The following is a 20,119-nucleotide window of genomic DNA, read 5'->3' on the forward strand; positions in this document are numbered from 1 at the left end:
ATGATGGACCATTCCGATCACTGGACTACGATTCCCACCCTGCGCGGCCAGCACGTGACACTGCAGCCGCTGCAGCCCGAGCATGTGCCTGGCCTGCGCGCCGCCGTGGAGGGCAGCGGCCTGGACCAGCTCTGGTACACCCAGGTGCCTTCGCCGGAGCGGGTCGAGCACTATGTGCAGGCCGCGCTGCAGGCACAGGCAGAAGGCAAGGTGCTTCCGTTCGTGATCCTCGATGCGGCGGGTGACATCGTGGGTACCACCCGCTTCTACGACCTGGATGCCGGCGTGCCCAAGCTCAGCCTGGGTTACACCTGGTATGCACCGCGCGTGCAGCGTACCGGCGTCAACACCGAAACCAAGCTGTTGCTGCTGCAGCACGCCTTCGAAACCATGGGCTGCATCAGCCTGGTGCTGGAAACCAGCTGGTTCAACTTCACCTCGCGCACCGCCATCGCCCGCCTGGGCGCCAAGCAGGACGGCGTGCTGCGCAACCACAAGCGGCACGCCGACGGCACGCCGCGCGACACCGTCATCTTCTCCATCATCGATACGGAATGGCAGGGCGTGAAGCGCCACCTGCAGTACCGCCTGGACAGCCACGCATGAACGATTCGACTTTCACCCTGGGCATCGTCGGCGCCCGTGGCCATACCGGTGCCGAGCTGATCAAGTTGGTGGCCGCACATCCGCGGCTGAAGCTGGCCTTCGTGTCCTCGCGCGAACGCGCCGGGCAGCGCCTGTCCGACCACCATCCGGAGTTCCAGGGCGAGCTGCAGTACGAGAATCTGGACGCCGACGCGGTGGCCGCCAAGGGCGTGGACGCGGTGATCCTGGCCCTGCCCAACGGCCTGGCCGCACCGTTCGTGGCCGCACTGGAAGCGGCGAAGCCGGACACCGTCATCGTCGACCTGTCGGCCGACTACCGCTTCGACAACAGCTGGTACTACGGCCTGCCGGAGCTGACCCGAGGCCGCTACAACGGCCAGAAGCACATCAGCAACCCGGGCTGCTATGCCACGGCGATGCAGCTGGCGGTGCATCCGCTGCTGGACCTGCTGGCCGGTCCGCCGCAGTGCTTCGGTGTGTCCGGCTATTCCGGCGCCGGCACCACGCCGTCGGACAAGAACAACGTCGAACTGCTCGCCGACAACCTGATGCCGTATGCGCTGACCAACCACGTGCACGAGCGTGAAGTGTCGGTCCAGCTGGGCGTGGCGGTTGAATTCATGCCGCATGTCGCGCCGCATTTCCGCGGCATCACGCTCACCGCCAACCTGTGGCTGAACCGCGTGCAGACCCGCGAACAGATCGTCGAGCGCTTCCAGCAGGCCTATGCGGGCGAACCGCTGATCGAGGTAGTGGATGAAGCGCCGTGGGTCAGCCGCATCGCCGGCCGCCACGGTGCGCAGGTCGGTGGCTTCACCCTGGCCCCGGGCGGCAAGCGGGTGGTGGTGGTGGCGACCCTGGACAACCTGCTGAAGGGCGCGGCCAGCCAGGCCATGCAGAACCTCAACCTCGCGCTGGGCATCGACGAACTGACGTCGATCCCGCACTGAACACGTATTCCGGAGCCCCCATGGCAGACCTTCTTTGGCAGAAGCCCGGCGTCGCCGTCGACGCCCAGATCCAGACCTTCCTCGCCGGCGACGACGTGATCCTCGACCGCGAGTTCTTCCTGCATGACATCGCCGCCAGCGCCGCGCATGCGCAGGGCCTGCAGCACATCGGCATCCTCAGCGCCGATGAACTGGCCGGCCTGCTGCGCGAGCTCGACGTGCTGGCGCAGGACTTCCGCGAAGGCCGCTTCGTGCTGGACACGCAGTACGAAGATGGTCATTCGGCGATCGAAGCGCGCCTGACCGAACGCCTCGGCGATGCCGGCCGCAAGATCCACACCGGCCGCAGCCGCAATGACCAGATCCTGGTCGCCACCCGCCTCTGGCTGAAGGAGAAGCTGCAGCGTGTGGCCCAGCTCAGCGCCGAGGTTGCCAAGGTCGCGCTGGACCGTGCGCAGGCCGAGAAGGATCTGCCGATCCCCGGCTACACCCACATCCAGCGTGCCGTGGTGTCCTCGGCCGGCATGTGGTGGGCCGGCTGGGCCGAGGCCTTCATCGACAACGCCATCCGCGCGCGCGACACCCATGCGCTGGTCGACGCCAATCCGCTTGGCACGGCTGCCGGCTACGGTGTGAACCTGCCGCTGGACCGTGAGCACACCACGGCCGCGCTCGGTTTCGCCCGCATGCAGATCTCGCCGATCTACGCGCAGCTGTCGCGCGGCAAGTTCGAACTGGCCGCGCTGGAAGCGCTGGGCGGCGCCACGCTGGACCTGCGCCGCATTGCCTGGGACCTGTCGCTGTTCACCAGCGCCGAGTTCGGCTTCGTCGCGCTGCCGGCGCAGTACACCACCGGCAGTTCGATCATGCCCAACAAGCGCAATCCGGACGTGATCGAGCTGATGCGCGCGACCCACGCCAGCGTCGCCGCCGCGCGTACCGAGATCGAGCAGCTGCTGTCGCTGCCGTCGGGTTATCACCGTGACCTGCAGTCGTCCAAGGGCGCGATCTTCCACGGTTTCGGCCGTGGCCTGGCCGCGCTGGAGCTGCTGCCGGCGCTGCTGGCCAACCTGGAATGGCGTGACGACCGGCTGCGTGCGGCGATCGATTCGGGCATGTATGCCACCGACGTGGCCGTGGAAGCGGCCGTGGCCGGCGTGCCGTTCCGCGAGGCCTACAAGGCCGCAGCTGCCGGCGCCGACATTGCAGGGCAGGGACGCACCCCGGAAGGCAGCCTGGCCGCACGCGTGTCGCCGGGTTCGGCTGCCGACCTGCGCCTGGACGAACTGCGCGCACGCTGGCAGGCGCTGGCCTGATGGCCGGCACCGTCTACCTGGTGCTGGCCATGCGCCGGCCCGATTTCAACGCCGCCGCCGTGCAGCCGCACCGTGACTTTCTCGATGCATTGCAGGCACAAGGCAAGCTGCAGCTGACCGGCGGTTTCGCCGATGGCAGCGGTGGTGCCTATGTGCTGTGCAACGTCGATAGCCTGGAACAGGCGCAGGCCATCGTCGCCACCGATCCGCTGGTGACGATGCAGGCCTCCGCGCTGACCGTGCACGAATGGAACACCCGCTGAGAGCCTGACCGATGATCCAGCACGCTGCCCACGTCGCCTCGCCGTTCCCCGAACAAGCGCTGCCGCCGTGGCGGCGTGCGGTGCTGAAGGTCGGTAGCAGCCTGCTGGCTGCCGATGGCGGCGGCCTGTCACCTCGCCACGCGCTGGGCCTGGCCCAGTTTGTTTCCGCCAACGTCCTGGCCGGGCGCGAGGTGGTGATCGTCTCCTCCGGTGCGGTTGCGGCGGGGCGCGCGATCCTGCCGCGGGCCGATGAACCCGGTGCGGCGATGGCGGCGCGGCAGGCCCTGGCCGCGCTCGGCCAGGCCCAGCTGATCGGGCTCTGGCAGCGCTTCTTCGAGCGCCCGGTGGCGCAGGTGCTGCTGACCCACGACGATCTGCGCAACCGCCGCCGCTACCTCAACGCACGCGCCACGCTCAATGAGTTGCTGCGGCTGGGCGCGTTGCCGGTGGTCAATGAGAACGACACCGTGTCGGTGGACGAACTCAAGCTCGGCGACAACGACAACCTGGCGGCAACCGTGGCTGCGCTGGTCGATGCCGATGCACTGTTCATTGCCACCGACATCGACGGCCTGTACAGCGCGGATCCGCGCACCGTGGCCGATGCGCGGCCACTGCACGACGTGCCGGAACTGAGTGACGAGGTGCTGGCGATGGCCGGCGGCGCAGGGTCGCGCGCCGGTACCGGCGGCATGCGGACCAAGCTTGAGGCGGCGGCCAAGGCGGGTCGTCTCGGCATCGAGACCTACCTTTTCAACGGCCGCAGCAGCGACGTGGTGCGTGCACTGGCGCAGGACCGCCTGTTCGGCACCCGCATCCACGCAGCGCGCAGCCGTGAGGCGGCCCGCAAGCACTGGCTGCGGCATGCACCGCTGACCGAAGGCGCGATCGTCATCGATGCCGGTGCGGCACAGGCCATGCGCGAGAAGGGCGCCTCGCTGCTGCCCGGGGGCATCACCGGTGCGGAGGGCGCGTTCCGGCGTGGCGATATGGTGCAGGTGTGCTGGAATGCACCACAGGGCCGTGTCTGCATCGCCCGCGGTGTCAGTCAATACGCCGCCGATGATGTGCGCCGGATCGCCGGTCGCCATTCGCGCGACATCGAGGCCGTGCTGGGCTACAACTACGGTGGCAGTGTCGTCCATCGCGACGATCTGGTGCTGCCATGACCGGTTTGAAGGACACCCCGATGAGCGAAATCGAAGCGCAGGCGCGTGCCTGCCGTGACGCGGCCCAGATCGTTGCCGGCCTCGACAGTGCGGCCCGCCGCACGCTGCTGCTGGCGATGGCACAGGCGCTGGAAGTGAATGCCGGGCTGATCCTGGCCGGTAATGCACGTGACCTCGCCGCAGCGCGCGACAAGGGCGTTGGCAGTGCCATGCTCGACCGCCTGGCGCTGGACCCGGCACGCCTGTTCGCGATGGCCGAAGCCGTGCGTGAGGTCGCTGCGTTGCCCGATCCGGTCGGCCAGGTCACCCGCGACGATGTGCGTCCAAACGGCATCCGGGTGCAGAAGGTGCGCGTGCCGCTGGGCGTGATCGCGATGATCTACGAAGCCCGCCCGAACGTGACCGCCGAAGCGGCCGCGCTGTGCCTGAAGGCCGGCAATGGCGTGATCCTGCGCGGTGGTTCCGAGGCGATCCATTCCAACACCGCCATCGCCCAGGCGCTGTCCGGCGCATTGAAGGCCAACGGCGTACCGCCGGCTGCGGTGGCCGTGCTGACCGACCTGCGCCGCGAAGCGATGCTGGAACTGCTGCAGTTGCATGAGCTGATCGACCTGGCCATTCCGCGTGGCGGCGAAGGCCTGATCCGCTTCGTCGCCGAGCATGCGCGGGTGCCGGTGATCAAGCATTACAAGGGCGTGTGCCATCTGTTCGTGGATGCCAGCGCCGACCTCGGCAAGGCCATTGATCTGCTGGTGGATGGCAAGTGCAGCCGCCCTGCAGCCTGCAACTCGCTGGAAACGCTGCTGGTGCACCGCGAGGTGGCCGAAGCGTTCCTGCCGCGCGTGGCGCAGGCGCTCGGCGAGCGCGGCGTGCAGCTGCGCGCCGATGCGCAGGCGCAGCCGCTGCTGCCGGGCAGCATGTTGGCCACTGAAGACGACTATGCCGCCGAGTTCCTTGATCTGGTGCTGGCGGTACGCGTGGTTGACGATCTCGACGCTGCCATTGCGCACATCCGTGCCTACACCTCCGACCATACTGAAGTGATCGCCACCGAAGACGCGGGCAACGCCGAGCGCTTCGTCACTGCGCTGCGCTCGGCGGTGGTGATGGTCAATGCGTCCTCGCGTTTCTCCGACGGCGGCCAGCTGGGCCTGGGCAGCGAGATCGGCATCTCCACCACGCGCCTGCACGCGTACGGCCCGATGGGGCTGGAGGCACTCACCGTCGAGCGATTCGTCGTGCGCGGTGAAGGGCAGACCCGCAAGTAGATCCACGCCATGCGTGGATGCTCTTCGCGGTAGACCCCGGTGCCGACCAAGGTCGGCACCCACCAGAGAGAACGCCGACCAAGGTCGGCATCTACCAAAGCAAGTGCCGACCAGGGTCGGCACCCAGGGCAATCGAGTTACACCACCTCGCGGCGGATGCCGATCGGCCGCGCGTGGTCGTCCATGTGCAGCGTGGCGGACTTGCAGCCCAGCAGGCGTTCGGCCAGGCCGGTGCTGGCCCCCAGGTCGGCGGCCACTTCGTTGAGGCTGGCCAGCGGCCGTGGCAGGCGCCGCTCGTGGCCACGGAAGCGCGCGCGGTTGTACTCGGCCCAGCCGATCAGCAGTACGCTGGCGCACAGCAGCATCAGCGGCAACGCCACCAGCACATAGGGGTCGAACTGGCTTTGCCGTTCGTACAGCTGCTGCCAGGCCAGCTGGCCGCCGACCAGCCACGACACCAGGGTGACCAGTGGGGCCCACAGGTAGAAGTAGAACCCCCAGAACGCGAGGGTGACGAAGCCCCAGGCGGTGCGCTGGAAGCGTGGTTGGCGATGCGGCTTGCGGATCATCCGCGAGTCGAAGCGGTTGGACGGGCGTTGTGCGTTCATCGGATCCCCCGATCGGGACTGGTCCAGGTGGCGCGCTTGCTGCGACGGCGCAGCAGGGTTTTCGGCAACGCCACCAGGGTGGTGGAAAGGCTGATCAACCAGTACGCCATCGGGTACCAGATGACCCAGAAGTAGTTGCGTCCAATCTGTGTTTCGTAACGACGGTCGATGATCAGGCTGCTGGCGAACTGCAGCAGGCAGACCAGGGCCAGGATCACGCCATGCCACTCCGGCAGCAGGCTGGCGATATGCAGTTGCGGGGGCAGTTCGATGAACTTGCCCAGCGCCCACAGCACCACGATGAACAACATGGTGTAGGCCCAGATCACGCTGAGCACGTACTCCAGCAGTACGCCCCACATGCGCCGCTCCTTCCAGTGCAGCAGCGAGCGGGCGTGGCGCAGCATCACCTCCACGCCGCCCTGGGCCCAGCGCAGCCGCTGCCGCCACAGTCCCTTCAGGGTTTCCGGCATCAGGATGAAGCATAGTGCGTTGGGTTCGTAGCGGATGTCCCAGTGCGCGCGCTGCAGGCGCCAGCTGATGTCGATGTCTTCGGTCACCATGTCATCGGACCACCAGCCGACCTGGTGCAGGGCGGTGCGGCGGAAGCCGGCGATCACGCCGGAGATGGTGAAGATGCGCCCGTACACCCGCTGCGCGCGCTTGATCATGCCGATGATCGAGGAGAACTCGGCCACCTGCAGGCGTCCGAGCAGGGTGGAGCGGTTGCGGATGCGCGGGTTGCCGGTGACCGCGCCGACCCGGTTGCCGCTCACCAGGTGCCAGATCATCCAGTGCAGCGCGTGTTCTTCCAGCATCGCGTCGCCGTCGATGCACACCAGGTATTCCGAGCGTGCGGCGAGCGCCCCCATGCGCAGCGCATTGGCCTTGCCGAGGTTGCGGTCCAGGTGCAGCACGCGCAGCCGTGGGTGCTTTGCCGCCAGGGCGTCCAGCCGCGCACCCGTGTCGTCGCTGCTGCCGTCGTCGATGGCGATCACCTCATAGTCGGCCGGGTAGCGCTGGGCCAGCGCCGCGCCGAGTGTGTCGTCGAGGTTTGCCGACTCGTTGTGGCAGGGAATCAGCAGGCTCGCGAACGGTGGATCGACCATCAGCGGCGGGTCGTTGCGTGGGCGCGAATGGCGTTCGCGCCGGAAGTAGTAATACAGGCCGCCCGACATCCAGAAGAATGCCATCACCATCGGGTAGTAGAAGGCGAACTGGAACAGGACCTGCAGCAACGGATGCATGTCCATGTCACTTCTCCGGGTACGGGAAGTTGCCGGCGGACATTGCCGCGCGGGCATCGCGGGTGGAGGGCTGGTCGGCGATGAAGTCGTCCGGGTACCAGGCGAAGTGGTGCACGCCCTGCGCCTGCAGCTGGCGGATCTGCGCGCGCAGGCGCTCGGCAGGAATCGGTTGCCCGCTGCGCCAATCGACGGTCTGCAGTTCGAACAGGGTGTGCTGCAGCTGTGGGTCATGTGCACGCACCGCGGCCAGCAGCTGGTCGAGCCAGCGTTCCGGATGCTTGCTGCCTTCCATCCACGGCATCGCCATCAGTGCGGTCTGGTCGTAGGCCTTGTTGAACAGGTCCAGGCGCTGCGCGAACCAGGCTTCGCTCTGCGGGCGCAGCACCGGCTCCGCGTACAGGTTGCGCACCGTGGCCAGCTTCGGCCGCCAGCGCTGCGCGCTGTTGCGCAGCGCCAGGGTGAAGTCGATCAACGCCTGCGTGCGTGCGCTGCCCCCATCGCCGGCCGCCAGCGTGGGCAGCTCGGTATCGCGCAGGTACCCATCGTCATGGAACAGCAGGCCCTCGAAGTAGGAGTTGACCGCCAGATCCTCGTAGAGGTCGAGCATGACCTGGCGCGCCTGGGGATTGGTGAAGTCCAGCCGGTACATGCCATCGGCATCGCCGTTGCGGATCGCCAGCGCCTTGCGCTGCACCGGGTCGGGCAGCTCGAAGCCGAGTACCGGCAGCCATGCGTAGACCTTCACCCCCGCACGCGATTTCAGCTGCCAGGCGACGCGACTGAACAGGTCCGCGCGCATCGGCATGTGGCGGTTGGGGAAGTACAGTGCATCGGCGGTGTTGTTGCCGTCCGGGTCGGCGAACGCCTGCAGGTAGACGTGCGTCGGTGCGATGCGCTTGACCCGCTCGATCAGTGCATCCAGATTGCGCGCCTGCTGTGCGGGCTCGGGGTCGTAGACATCATCCAGGTCGATCTGCAGGGCACGGATGCCATCGAGCGCGACGTCGCGGCGCAGCTCGTAGGCCAGCCCTTCCACGGTCGGGTTGTCGCTGACCAGGAAGCGCGCCAGGCCATGCAGGTCGCTGGCCACCGGCGTGCTGCGGCCCTCCAGATCGAAGGACACCGGCATGCCCAGCTGCTCGGCGATGTCGTTGCTCAACTGGTTGTAGGCCGCGTATGGCCATACGATGGCGCGCGGGCGCACGCCCAGATGCTGCTCGATGCGCTGCACGCTGCGCGAGAGATCGGCGCGCAGGCGTTGCGCGTACTGCGCCTCGCTTTCATAGCTGCGCGTGGCGGGGTTGTAAACGCGGGTCACGACAGCCGGGGTGGAGTTCCCCTGTGGGTTGGCGAGCACCCCGTGGTGCAGGTCGTCGGTATGGCTGGCCACTTCGATCAGGCCGCTGTCGTGCATCTGCTTCAGCTGTGCCCAGGTGATGAAGTCGTCGCGGCCGAACGGCCGGTAGCCATAGTCGATGGTGCGGCCAGGTGCCATGTCCACGTAGTCGGTGATCACCGCCACCAGCGCCGGATAGCGGTAAGCCTGCAGCAACGGGAAGGCCTTGTCGTAGACGCTGCGCAGGCCGTCATCGAAGGTCAGCAGTACCGGTTTCGGTGGCAGCGTGGCGCGTCCCCGGGAGGCGTCGATCACCTGCGACAGCGACACCGGGTGGTAACCGTGTGCCCCCAGCCAGTCCAGATGGGCGGCGAAGTTCTGCGTGCTCACCGCATAGGTATCGGCATCCCCCTTGGCTGCGACCTGATCGCGGATGTCGTGGTAGCTGAGGATCAGCAGGCCGTTGTCGATCGCATCGAGATGCAGGGCCTGCTGCGCGAAGGCCGGCGGCGCAGCCGACAGCAGCAGGAGCACGATCAGGCGCAGGATGCGGGTCATGTCAGTCTCCCCAGCGCAGTGCGGCTTCGAAGCCGATATGGCGTTCGCGATGGCCGTCGTAGACCGGCCGCGACCAGCGCACGCCATACTCGAACACGCGGCCCTGGCCCAGCTGCCACTCGTGCATGTATGACACCGACGGCACCAGTGCACTGCCGAAGCCGTCCTGCCAGTAATCGCCCAGCGAGACGGTCAGCCGGTGGCGGAAGTGGCGTTCGTAGTGGCGCCACAGCTGCTGGTCGATGCGCAGGCCGATCTCGACCATGCGATCACGCTTCGGGTTGAAGTAGGGAGCATCATCGCGGCTGCCGCGACTGGTGTATGCACTGCCCAGGCCATCGATCAGCCACCGTGGGCGTGTCAGCAGCCGCTGCTCGACGCTGGTGCTGAACAGTTCGCGATGGTTGCCATCGTCGTAGCGGAAGCGGCTGGCGCCGAACATCCAGTGCGTGCGTTCGCTGCGCCGGTAGTCGACCTGCGCGCTGACGCTGTCGGCAGTGATGCCGGCCACGCGCGCCTGCATTGATGCATCCGGATCATTGCGTGCGGCGGTCAGTCCGGCATGCCAGTGGTCGTTGAACTGCCAGCCCGCGCCGACGCGCAGGCCGGTATCACCGATGTGGTCGTTGGCGCGCAGCACTGCAGCTTCCGCATCCAGACGGCCGAATCGGTAGCGTACGCCCGCGCCCAGCCACAGCGGGTCGATGCGCTGGTCCTGGAAATCGACCGAGCGCCGGTCGGCGAAGGCGAACAGCCGCCAGCGATCGTCGAGTACGGGTGTCTGGACTTCCATGCCATAGCGGCGGTCGTCGTTGCCCAGTGGCGAGGTGCCACCACCGCCGGAACTGCGTCCGATGTCGGTCCATGCCTTCAGCTGCCAACCGCGGTGCGCGCGCCAGGCCTGGTCCATGCGTTCGACGGCGGGCTGGGTGGGGTAGCGCGCGACCAGATCGTCGTGCAGCGGTCGCGCCAGGTCATCGCGCTGCAGGGCGACGTAGGCTTCCTGCATACCCAGCCGTGGCTCGATGTCGCGCGGGTCCAGCGCATGCGCCATCTGTTGCCGTTGCAGCGCCCTGCGTGGCCAGCCGCGCATCATGTACACGCTGCCCAGCGCGCTCTGCAGGCCGCCGTTGCCCGGTGCGATGTCGACCATCGATTCCAGATCGCGCTGCGCGGTGGGCAGGTCACCGCTGTAGGCGCGCACCATCGCCAGGTTGAGGTCGGCTTCGTAGCGCGACCAGTTTGGATACGGCGACTTGCCGTTGCTCCAGCGCCAGGCAGGTTCCTTGTCGCGCCACGCCTGCAGCAGGTCGACGGCCTTTTCCTGCTGCTCGCTTTCCAGGTAGGCGTAAGCCAGTTCCGAATGCGAGGCGTCGCGCGTCGGATCGCCTGCGACGGCCGCCTGCAGCACCGGAATGGCTTCTTCCGGATGCAGCGTGCCCATCAGCGAATCGCCGACCGCAGGCAGAACATAGTCGGGCAGGGCATGGCCTTCAGCCTGCAGTGCGCGGGCTTCTTCTCGCACCTGCGCATGGCGGCCCAGCCGGTTGAGCAGGATCAGCCGGTCCATGCGGATGCGCAATGGCGCCTGCACAGGTGGGGTGCCTTCGCTGCCCAGATAGCGCTGCATGCGCGCCAGGGTCGATTCGGCTTCTTCCAGCCGGCTGTCTTCGCTGCTGCTGTAGGCCAGGCTCCAGACCACCAGCTTGGCCAGGTAGTCGCCTTCGATGCGTTGCTTCTGAGCAGCGTCGAACAGTTGCGGGCGCTGCTGGTACAGCTCCCAGGCGCGCCAGGCATTGCCGATGTCGCCCAGGGTCAGGACGCGCAGCTTGAACAGCAGGTCGTCGTTGGGCTGCTGCTGGCTGGCGTGCTCGATCGCGCCGAGCGCATCCAGCCAACGGGCCTGGTCGCGGTAGCGGCCGATCTCGGCCAGGGCCGCCTCGCGGTCAGGCGGGGCAGCGCTGCTGGCCCAGGCCAGGGCGGTACAGGCAAGGCCGACGCAGAGCGCCAGCCGGCGGTGGACAACCATTGGGGACCCCCTTGGCTTCCGAACCAGACAACCTGAAAAATGTGACGCACATCACATGCCAGATTTTGGGATGGCCGTGGCCTGCGTCACTCCCCTCGCGAACTCCCATCCAGCAGGGATGGGCGAAACCAGGACAGCGACCTGCAATGTCTTGTCTGAAACGAGAGTCCCCCGCACACCGAGTGGTGGCCTGGGCGGCGCTGCCGCCCCCATGCCCGATGCCGGCACGCGGCAAGGATGGGCATTCGTGGGCACTATCCGCCCGGAATTGTCAGCCCGGCGTCAAAATGCGCAGACGGGCTGACGAGCGGTAGGTGGGGCCGGTTGCGAGGCCCCACGTGGCTTACCAGAGGTCTTCCAGCTTGCGCGGCTTGCAGGCCACCCAGGAGGCGCACAGCATCAGGGTGGCGCAGCCGAACAGGAAGCTGAATGGGATCGTCCAGCCGTCGCTGACGGTGTGCAGCCAGCCGACCAGGAACGGCCCCAGGCAGCTGAAGCTGTAGCCCACGCCCTGCATGAACCCGGACAGCGCGGCCGAGCCGGTGGGGGTGCGGGTGCGCAGGTTGATCAGGGTCAGCGCCAGCGGGAAGGTGGACGGACCGACGCCGAGCAGGCAGGCCCACAGCAGCGGCGCCTTCATCGGGGCCACAAGCAGGCCGGTGAAGGCGATCACGAACGAGAAGAAACCGATCAGCACCAGCGGGAACGGGTTCTGCAGGCGCACCGCCATCGACGGAATGACCAGCGACGGCAGCAGGCCCAGTGCCGAGAACACGGCGACCATCACGCCGCCGAACGCGGGCGTGCCACCGGCCTCGACCACGATGCGCGGCAGCCAGGTGAACATCGAATAGGTCATCAGCGAGGTCATGCCGAACATCAGCGTCATGCTCCAGCCCAGCGACGTGCGCCAGACCTTGCCGTGCGGCTGTGCGGTGGGATCGGTGGCGTCGGCCTGCGGCTTCGGTGCGCGCCTGGCCAGCAGCAGCCACGGCAGGGCGGCGGCCAGCGCCAGCAGCGCCCACATGCCCAGCGATACGCGCCAGCCCGCAGCATTCGCCACCGGCACTGCCAGCAGCGCCGGCAGCATCGTGCCCAGCTGCAGCACGCTGATGTACAGCGTGCTCATGGTGCCAACCTTGTTGGCGAAATAGCGCTTCACCAGCGGCGGCACCACCACGTTGCCGATGCCCATGCCGGCCAGTGCAACCACCGAACCGAGCAGCAGCGTGCCGACGTTGCCGGCGCTGGAACGCAGCAGCAGGCCGGCCATCGCCATCACCATCGCCAGCAGCGTGGTGCGTTCCAGGCCCAGGCGCCGCGCCAATGCCGGCGTGGCCACGCCGAACAGCGCGAACGAGGCGGTCGGCAGCATGCCCAGCACGCCGGTCATGGTGGTGCCGAAGCCGAACTGCTGGCCGAGCACGTCCAGCAGCGGGGTGATCGAGGTGACCGCAGTGCGCAGGTTGACCGCTGCCAGCAGGATCGCGGCAAACGCGAGGACACGACCGTGCAGCAGCGACGGCGAATCGGAAGGGGAGGAACTCATCGGTGGTCCTTGCAGGTGTCGCACGCCGCAGCAACGGCATGCAGCGCCGGCATCGGTCTACGCCGAAGCGGCAGGTGGGGGGGCTGCAGGAGGGCCGGCAGCGCGGCCATTGTACGTGCGCTGCGCGGCAAGGTCCCGTCACGCGGGCGGCCTGGCGCTTGATACAAAAAAACCCGGAGGACAGTGATGTCTTCCAGGCTTCTTGGTGACCACCGAAGTGGTCGGGGAGACAGGATTCGAACCTGCGACCTCTACGTCCCGAACGTAGCGCTCTACCAGACTGAGCTACACCCCGAAGGGAGCCGCCTATTCTAGCGATTCACCCCGATGGCGGCAAGGGGTGAATGCTGTTTTCTTCACACTGCCGAAGCAGTGCCACTTCAGGGAACAAAAAAGCCTGGACGACTTCACCAGGCTTCAATGCGACCACTTGAGTGGTCGGGGAGACAGGATTCGAACCTGCGACCTCTACGTCCCGAACGTAGCGCTCTACCAGACTGAGCTACACCCCGAAGGAGCCGCCTAAGATACCGTGTGAAGGCCCTGTCGGCAACCCTTTTTTACAGTTTCAATGCGCGTCGTTGTCGGTGCGGGCGCTTTCGCGCGCTTCGAACCACATCCCGTTGAGGATGGCCACGACCGAGGCCAGTCCGGCACCGAGAATCCAGGCGAAATACCACATGGTCAATCTCCTATGTTCAAGGGATGTGCCGACCGTGGGCCGGCACACCGGCAATCAGTAAGCGTTGGGGTTGTCGCCCATTTCCTCGACCGTCGTCTTGCCCTTCAGTACGCGGTACACCCAGGTGGTGTAAGCGATGATGATCGGCAGGAAGATGGCCGTGGCCAGCAGCATGACCCACAGCGTCAGATGGCTGGACGAGCTGTCCCAGACAGTCAGGCTGGAGGTGGGCTGGCTGGAGGACGGCAGCAGGAACGGGAAGATCGCAAAGCCGACGGTCAGGATGATGCCGGCGATCGAGGCGCCCGAGGCGATGAAGGCCAGGCCACCACGACGTGCGCGCAGCAGTACCGCGCTGGCCAGTGCGCCCAGCAGGCCCAGCACCGGGAACACCAGCGTCGCCGGCATGGAGCTGTAGTTGCGCAGCCAGCCACCGGCGACCGTGCCCAGTTCGGCGGTCTTCAGCAGCGGATTGGTCGGGCCATCGGTGACCACCTGCGAGGTGATCTGGTAACCCGGCAGGCCGAAGGCCACCCAGGCACCGGCCACGGCGAACAGCACAAAGCTGACGATGGCGGCGACGCTGCCATAACGTGCGGCACGTTCGGCCACCGGGCCGTCGGTCTTGATCACCAGCATGGCTGCACCATGCGAAACCAGCATGGCCACGCTGATCAGGCCGGCGATGAGCGCGAACGGGGTGAGCAGGCCGAAGAACGAACCGGTGTAGGTCACGCGCAGGGTGTCATCGAAGTGGAACGGCACACCCAGCAGCACGTTGCCCACGGCGACGCCGGCAATCAGGCCCGGCAGCAGGCCGCCGATGAACAGCACGCGGTCCCAGTTGTCGCGCCAGCGCTTGGACGGCAGCTTGCTGCGGTACTTGAAGCCGACCGGGCGCAGGATCAGCCCGAACAGCATCGCAAACACCGCCAGGTAGAAGCCGGAGAAGCTGACCGCATACAGTGGCGGCCATGCGGCGAAGATCGCGCCACCACCCAGCACCAGCCAGACCTGGTTGCCTTCCCACACCGGGCCGACGGTGTTGATCACCAGCCGGCGTTCTTCATCGGTCTTGGCCACGAACGGCAGCAGCGTGCCGACACCAAGATCGAAACCATCCATCACGGCCCAGCCGATCAGCAGGATGCCGAGCAGCAGCCACCAGATCACGCGGAGCGTGGTGTAATCAAGTGCAATGAATTCCATCTGGATTCTCCTGCCTCAGGCCTGGCCGGGGGCGACTGCATTGGGGGAAGCGGGGCGGATATCGGCCTGCAGCGAGGGCAGGATGTCGTCCGGACCCTTGCGGACCGCCTTCAGCATCAGCTTGATCTCGATGATCAGCAGCACCGTGTACAAGCTGGTGAACACCGCCAGCGTGGTCAGGATTTCATGCAGTGCCAGGCCCGATGCCGCGTAGAAGGTGGGCAGCACACCATCCACCGCCCACGGCTGGCGGCCGTACTCGGCGACGAACCAACCGCACTCGATCGCGATCCACGGTGCCGGCAGCGACCACACGGCCAGCTTCAGGAACCAGCGCTTGTCCTGGAAGTTGTTGCGGCACGAGAAGTAGAACGCCAGTGCGAAGAAGGCGATCAGGTAGAAGCCCAGGCCCGCCATGATGCGGAAGGTCCAGAACAGCGGGGCCACGCGCGGGACGGTATCCATCGCGGCCTTGGAGATTTCCTCCGGCGTCGCGTTGAGGATGTCTTCGCGGTAGCGCTTCAGCAGCAGGCCGTGGCCGAGATCCTGCCAGTGGCGATCGAACATCTCGCGTGCTTCGAGGTCGTTCCGGTTCTTCTTCACGCGTTCCAGTGCGCCATAGGCGATCTGGCCGCCGCGGATGCGGTGCTCGGCACGCTCCACCAGTTCCAGGATGCCCGGGATCGGCTGGTCCAGCGAACGGGTGGCGATCAGGCCCATCAGGTACGGGATCTTCACCGCGTAGTCGTTCTGGTGGGTGTCCTGGTTGGGAATGCCGAAGGCGGTGAAGTCGGCCGGTGCACGCTCGGTTTCCCACATTGCTTCGATCGCGGCCAGCTTCATCTTCTGGTGTTCGCTGGCGGCGTAACCACTCTCGTCACCCAGCACCACCACCGACAGCGAGGACAGCAGGCCGAAGGCTGCGGCCACCGCGAACGAACGGCGGGCCATGTCCCGATGCTTGTTGCGCAGCAGGTACAGGGCGCTGATCGACATCACGAAGATCGCACCGGTCACGTAGCCGGCACTGACGGTGTGCACGAACTTGGCCTGGGCCACCGGGTTCAGCAGAACCGCAGCGAAGTCGACCACTTCCATGCGCATCGTTTCCGGGTTGAACACCGCACCGGTCGGGTTCTGCATCCAGCCGTTGGCGATCAGGATCCACACCGCCGACAGGTTGGTGCCCAGCGCCATCAGCCAAGTCACAGTGAGGTGCTTGACCGGGCTCAGGCGCTTCCAGCCGAAGAAGAACAGGCCGATGAAGGTCGCTTCCAGGAAGAACGCCATCAGGCCTTCGATGGCCAGCGGCGCACCGAAGATGTCGCCCACGTAGTGGCTGTAGTACGACCAGTTCATGCCGAACTGGAACTCCATCACCAGGCCGGTGGCCACGCCGATGGCGAAGTTGATGCCGAACAGGGTGCCCCAGAACAGGGTCATCTGCCGCCAGACCTGCTTGCGGGTCATCACGTACACGCTCTCCATGATGGCCACCATGAAGGACAGGCCAAGCGTGAGCGGGACGAATAGGAAGTGGTACATCGCGGTCAGAGCGAATTGCAGCCGCGACAGTTCTACGACTGTCTGATCAATCATGGCCTGGCTACCTCGTTGGATAGTGCCGTTGCAGGTGGCGGGAAGGGTGGTCTACGGGGTGAATGATGTGACCGACTACTTCAAACAGCCTTGATCCAGATCAATGTATGAATGGGTATTCAGGAGGATCGTATGCCAACCCGATGAAGACTGCGACCGCCGGCCGCAGGGGGAGGCTGTTGCCTGCGCCTACAATGCCGTGTCTCCCCTGTTACCCGTGAAGACCCCTTGAGCGCTGCCGAAACGACCCCTGACGGCCTTTCCCCGGAAGCCGAAACGACCCGCCAGCGGCGTGCCCGCACCGCCTGGCTGGCCGATCTTGCGCGCTCCGCTCGAGGTCGCCAGCGGCTGGCGGCGCTGTGCATCAGCCTGTCCGGCGCGCTGCTGATCGGCCAGGCCGCTGCCATCGCCTGGCTGGTGCAGCAGGTGCTGGTGGAACGCGCACCGCTGGCGTCGGGCCTGCCGGTGCTCGCTGGGCTGGCGGTGATCCTGGTGCTGCGCACGCTGCTGGGCAGCGCCACCCAGGCGGCTGCCGGTGATGTGGCCGATGCCGCGCGGTTGGCGCTGCGCGAGCGTGTGTTCGCGCGCCTGCTTGGGCATGGGCCGCTGTGGCTGCGCCAGCGCCGCACCGGCGAGCTGGGCGAACTGATGCTGCATCACGGTGATGCGATCGAGAGCTATTACAGCGGCTTCCTGCCGGTGCGCACCGAAGTGGTGGTGGTGCCGCTGCTGATCCTGGCCGCAGTGGCCTGGGTGGATTGGGTGGTGGCGCTGATCCTGCTGTTCACCGCACCGCTGGTGCCGTTCTTCATGATGCTGGTGGGCTGGGGCGCTGAAGCCGCCGGCCGTGCGCAGCTGGGCGAGCTTGCGCGGATGAGCGGCCACTTCGCCGACCGCATCAAGGGTCTGGGCCTGCTGCGCCTGTATGGCCGGGGCGAGGCCGAACTGGACGGCATCGCGGCCGCTGCCGAAGGCGTGCGCGTGCGTACGATGAAGGTGCTGCGCATCGCCTTCCTGTCGTCCACGGTGCTGGAATTCTTCGCCTCGGTGAGCGTGGCGATGGTTGCGCTGTACCTGGGCCTGAGCTATCTGGGCCTGATGACGCTGCATGCAGCAGTGCCGACGCTGGGCGCTGGGCTGTTCTGCCTGCTGCTGGCGCCGGAGTTCTACGCGCCGCTGCGGCGGCTGGCCGCGCACTACCACGACCGCGCCAACGCGCTGGCCGCTGCCGCCGAAGTAGAGCGCCTGCTGCAGTCGCTGCCCGGGGAGCAGGGCTTGATCGAAAGCGAGGTTGCACCGTTGGCGGTGGAACCGGCCGAGGCTGCCTTGCCGCCGCTGCAGGCGCAGGGTCTGGTGCTGCGCCCGCTGGGTGCGCCGCATGATGTGCTGCAGGATCTGGACGTGCTGCTGGAACCGGGCCAGCGCCTGGCCCTGGTCGGCCCCAGCGGATCCGGCAAGAGCACGTTGCTGGAAGCGCTGGCGGGGTGGTTGCCGCCGCGTGCCGGCAAGCTGCAGCTGCGGCCCGGCGTGCAGGTGGCGTACGCCAGCCAGCGGCCGTACCTGTTCCACGGCAGCATCGCCGACAACCTGCGGCTGGCTGATCCCGGTGCCAGCGATGCGCGCCTGCGCGCGGTCGCCGAGGCCTCGCAGGTACTGCAGTTCGCGCAACGCCTGCCGCAGGGGCTGGATACCGTGATCGGCGAGCGTGGTTTCGGCCTGTCCGGTGGTGAAGCACGCCGCATCGGTCTGGCCCGCCTGCTGCTGCGCGACCCGCAGGTGCTGCTGCTGGACGAACCCACTGCGTTCCTCGATGCCGATACCGAAGCCGCGCTGTTGCGCAGCCTGGCCGCCTATGCACGTGGACGCAGCGTGGTGGTCGCCACCCACAGCCCTGCGGTGATCGCGTGGGCTGACCGTTGCCTGCTGTTGCCGGAAGGCCGCCTGGTCGAGCCGGCACAGGCGGTGCGCGCATGAGCCGTTCGCCTGATTCGCTGCGCGCGGTGTTCCTGCGCCATCGCCCGCGCCTGCTGCTGACCGTGCTGCTGCTGTGGATCACGATGCTGGCCGGCACCGCCCTGCTGGGCCTGTCCGGTGGCTTCCTGACCGCCGCTGCGCTGGCCGGTGCGGCCGGGCTGGCGCAGGGCTTCAACTTCTTTTCGCCGTCGGCCGGCATCCGCGGCCTGACCATGGCGCGCATCGTGTCGCGCTACTTCGAGAAGCTGGTCGGCCACGATGCCACGCTGCGCATCGCCCGCGATCTGCGCGTGTGGTTCTTCCGCCGCGCGCTGCCACTGGCACCGGCGCGGCTGGGGGCCACGCGTACCGGCGAACTGCTGGCACGCCTGCTGGGTGACATCAATGAGGTGGATGGCCTGCTGGTGCGTGCGATCGGGCCGCTGGTGGCGCTGGGTGCGCTGTCACTGGTGGCGATCGCCTCGGCCGCGGTGATCCTGCCGTCTGCGGCGGTACTGCTGGCGGTGCTGGCGTTGCTGATCGCCTTCGGTGTGCCGTGGCTGGGCGTGCGTGGTCGCGACGATGAGGAGGCCGACCGTGCCGCGCATCGTGCTGCCCTGCGTACCGCAGCCTTCGAAGGACTGGAGGGCGCGGGTGATCTGGCCGCGTTGCATGCCGATGCAGCGTGGCAGTTGAAGGTGCGCGTGGCGGCCAAGCAGCTGGCTTCGCGGGATCGTCGTCGGCGCTGGCGCCTGATCGCGGCCTCGACCCTGCATGGCCTGGTCGCCGGGCTGGGCCTGGTGGCGATGCTGGCGTTGGCCCTGCATGCGGCCGAACAGCAGCGCATCGCGCCGGAAATGGCGGCGGGTCTGGTGTTCCTCACCGTGGCACTGATCGAACTGTGGGCCGGCATGGGCCTGGCCTGGCAGTCGCTGCAGTCCGGGCGCATCGCCGCCGATCGCCTGCAGGCCATCGTCGAGCAACCGCCGACGGTGGAGGACCCGCAGGCGCCGCAGGCGGTGCCGCAGGCCGCGCGCGTGCATTGGGATGACGTGCACTTCCAGTGGCCCGGTGCGGCGCGGCCGGTGTTGTCCGGCCTGCAGCTGACCCTGGCGCCGGGCGAGCGGATCGCGATTCGCGGCGACAGCGGCAGTGGCAAGACCACCCTGTCGAGCCTGCTGCTGCGGCTATGGGATCCGCAACAAGGACGGTTGACCTACGGGGGCCGCGACCTGCGTGATTTCGCCCAGGCCGACTGGCACCGGCAACTGGCGTGGCTGCCGCAGAACGCGCCGGTGTTTGCCGGCAGCGTGGCCGAGAACCTGCGATTGGGTGATCCCGATGCCAGTGACGCAGCGTTGTGGGCGGTACTGCGTCGCGTGCGTCTGGGCGAGTGGGCCGAGCGCAACGGTGGCCTGCAGACCTGGGTGGGCGAGAACGGCGCGACGATGTCGGCCGGCCAGGCACGACGCCTGGCGCTGGCGCGCGCGCTGCTGCGCAATGCGCCGATCCTGCTGCTGGACGAACCGACCGAAGGCCTGGACGTGGATACCGCACGTGCGTTGCTGCAGGACCTCTCCGGGTTGCTGGACGGGCGCAGCCTGCTGATGATCACCCACGACGACCTGCCCGACGGCGTGGTGGATGCGCAGTACCGGTTGCGTGATGGGGGAGTGGTGCGCGAAGCGTGAATGGTAGTGCCGGCCGCAGGCCGGGCACCGCAGGGCGCTTGGTAAGGATACCGGATTGGCCGCCCCCGGCCGGGCCAAACCAATAG

General features: G+C 67.3%; 16 protein-coding genes and 2 tRNA genes. 8 read left to right on the forward strand and 10 right to left on the reverse strand.

The genetic code is table 11. From position 1 onward, the window contains the following. The first annotated feature begins 3 nt into the window (after positions 1-3). The 6 genes from ABE423_RS13800 to ABE423_RS13825 are packed head-to-tail and all read left to right on the forward strand — an operon-like array spanning position 4 to position 5,572. Positions 4-606 carry a GNAT family protein gene (locus tag ABE423_RS13800; RefSeq protein WP_049401159.1) on the forward strand — a complete coding sequence of 201 codons (603 nt, stop codon included), beginning with the start codon at positions 4-6 and terminating at the stop codon, positions 604-606. After that, entirely contained in the window at positions 603-1,556 is a 954-nt protein-coding gene (argC, locus tag ABE423_RS13805) for an N-acetyl-gamma-glutamyl-phosphate reductase (RefSeq protein WP_293797344.1), read from the forward strand. The genes ABE423_RS13800 and argC overlap by 4 nt, the downstream gene beginning before the upstream one ends. Positions 1,557-1,576: 20 nt before the next feature. Then, positions 1,577-2,872, forward strand: coding sequence for an argininosuccinate lyase (gene argH / locus ABE423_RS13810; RefSeq protein ID WP_346486436.1), 1,296 nt, complete (start codon positions 1,577-1,579; stop codon positions 2,870-2,872). Continuing rightward, positions 2,872-3,135 carry a YciI family protein gene (locus ABE423_RS13815; protein WP_346486437.1) on the forward strand — a complete coding sequence of 88 codons (264 nt, stop codon included), beginning with the start codon at positions 2,872-2,874 and terminating at the stop codon, positions 3,133-3,135. The genes argH and ABE423_RS13815 overlap by 1 nt, the downstream gene beginning before the upstream one ends. Before the next feature lie 11 nt (positions 3,136-3,146). Continuing rightward, the gene (gene proB, locus ABE423_RS13820; RefSeq protein ID WP_049401148.1) at positions 3,147-4,304 is read left to right on the forward strand and encodes a glutamate 5-kinase; all 1,158 of its coding nucleotides are present in this window, start codon (positions 3,147-3,149) and stop codon (positions 4,302-4,304) included. Beyond that, complete coding sequence (locus ABE423_RS13825) at positions 4,301-5,572, forward strand: glutamate-5-semialdehyde dehydrogenase (RefSeq protein ID WP_125894460.1); 1,272 nt, start codon at positions 4,301-4,303, stop codon at positions 5,570-5,572. Before proB ends, ABE423_RS13825 begins: the two co-directional genes overlap by 4 nt. 137 nt (positions 5,573-5,709) lie before the next feature. On the opposite strand, the gene pgaD is transcribed toward ABE423_RS13825, so the two are convergent. From pgaD to ABE423_RS13875, 10 genes are all read right to left on the reverse strand, one after another. Further along, positions 5,710-6,180 (reverse strand): poly-beta-1,6-N-acetyl-D-glucosamine biosynthesis protein PgaD, encoded by a 471-nt coding sequence (gene pgaD, locus ABE423_RS13830; protein WP_346486439.1) that lies wholly within the window; start codon positions 6,178-6,180, stop codon positions 5,710-5,712. Next, positions 6,177-7,433, reverse strand: a complete 1,257-nt coding sequence (gene pgaC / locus ABE423_RS13835; protein ID WP_010486660.1) for a poly-beta-1,6-N-acetyl-D-glucosamine synthase — start codon at positions 7,431-7,433, stop codon at positions 6,177-6,179. Before pgaC ends, pgaD begins: the two co-directional genes overlap by 4 nt. 1 nt (position 7,434) lies before the next feature. Further along, complete coding sequence (gene pgaB, locus ABE423_RS13840; RefSeq protein WP_032129408.1) at positions 7,435-9,321, reverse strand: poly-beta-1,6-N-acetyl-D-glucosamine N-deacetylase PgaB; 1,887 nt, start codon at positions 9,319-9,321, stop codon at positions 7,435-7,437. Between the two features lies 1 nt (position 9,322). Next, positions 9,323-11,350, reverse strand: a complete 2,028-nt coding sequence (gene pgaA, locus ABE423_RS13845; RefSeq protein WP_346486442.1) for a poly-beta-1,6 N-acetyl-D-glucosamine export porin PgaA — start codon at positions 11,348-11,350, stop codon at positions 9,323-9,325. 343 nt (positions 11,351-11,693) lie between these two features. Beyond that, a complete protein-coding gene (locus ABE423_RS13850; protein ID WP_032129410.1) occupies positions 11,694-12,899 on the reverse strand; it encodes an MFS transporter in 1,206 nt (401 codons plus the stop codon). 218 nt (positions 12,900-13,117) lie between these two features. Further along, a tRNA-Pro gene (locus ABE423_RS13855) sits at positions 13,118-13,194 on the reverse strand. A 140-nt stretch (positions 13,195-13,334) separates the two neighbouring features. Next, positions 13,335-13,411 (reverse strand) — tRNA-Pro (locus ABE423_RS13860). A 56-nt stretch (positions 13,412-13,467) separates the two neighbouring features. After that, positions 13,468-13,581 (reverse strand): cytochrome bd-I oxidase subunit CydX, encoded by a 114-nt coding sequence (gene cydX, locus ABE423_RS13865; RefSeq protein WP_125894454.1) that lies wholly within the window; start codon positions 13,579-13,581, stop codon positions 13,468-13,470. A 54-nt stretch (positions 13,582-13,635) separates the two neighbouring features. Beyond that, positions 13,636-14,790 (reverse strand): cytochrome d ubiquinol oxidase subunit II, encoded by a 1,155-nt coding sequence (gene cydB / locus ABE423_RS13870; protein ID WP_125894452.1) that lies wholly within the window; start codon positions 14,788-14,790, stop codon positions 13,636-13,638. A 15-nt stretch (positions 14,791-14,805) separates the two neighbouring features. Further along, positions 14,806-16,389, reverse strand: coding sequence for a cytochrome ubiquinol oxidase subunit I (locus tag ABE423_RS13875; RefSeq protein ID WP_032129413.1), 1,584 nt, complete (start codon positions 16,387-16,389; stop codon positions 14,806-14,808). A 228-nt stretch (positions 16,390-16,617) separates the two neighbouring features. Between ABE423_RS13875 and cydD the strand changes: the two genes are divergently transcribed. Together cydD and cydC are read left to right on the forward strand one after the other, a co-directional pair. Beyond that, on the forward strand, positions 16,618-18,363 hold the full coding sequence (gene cydD, locus ABE423_RS13880) for a thiol reductant ABC exporter subunit CydD (RefSeq protein WP_125894450.1): 1,746 nt from the start codon (positions 16,618-16,620) through the stop codon (positions 18,361-18,363). Next, entirely contained in the window at positions 18,360-20,033 is a 1,674-nt protein-coding gene (cydC, locus tag ABE423_RS13885; protein WP_253143597.1) for a thiol reductant ABC exporter subunit CydC, read from the forward strand. Before cydD ends, cydC begins: the two co-directional genes overlap by 4 nt. The last annotated feature ends 86 nt before the right edge of the window (positions 20,034-20,119 follow it).

This window comes from Stenotrophomonas sp. TWI1409, from assembly GCF_039673015.1.
In the GTDB taxonomy this organism is placed as follows: domain Bacteria; phylum Pseudomonadota; class Gammaproteobacteria; order Xanthomonadales; family Xanthomonadaceae; genus Stenotrophomonas; species Stenotrophomonas maltophilia_A.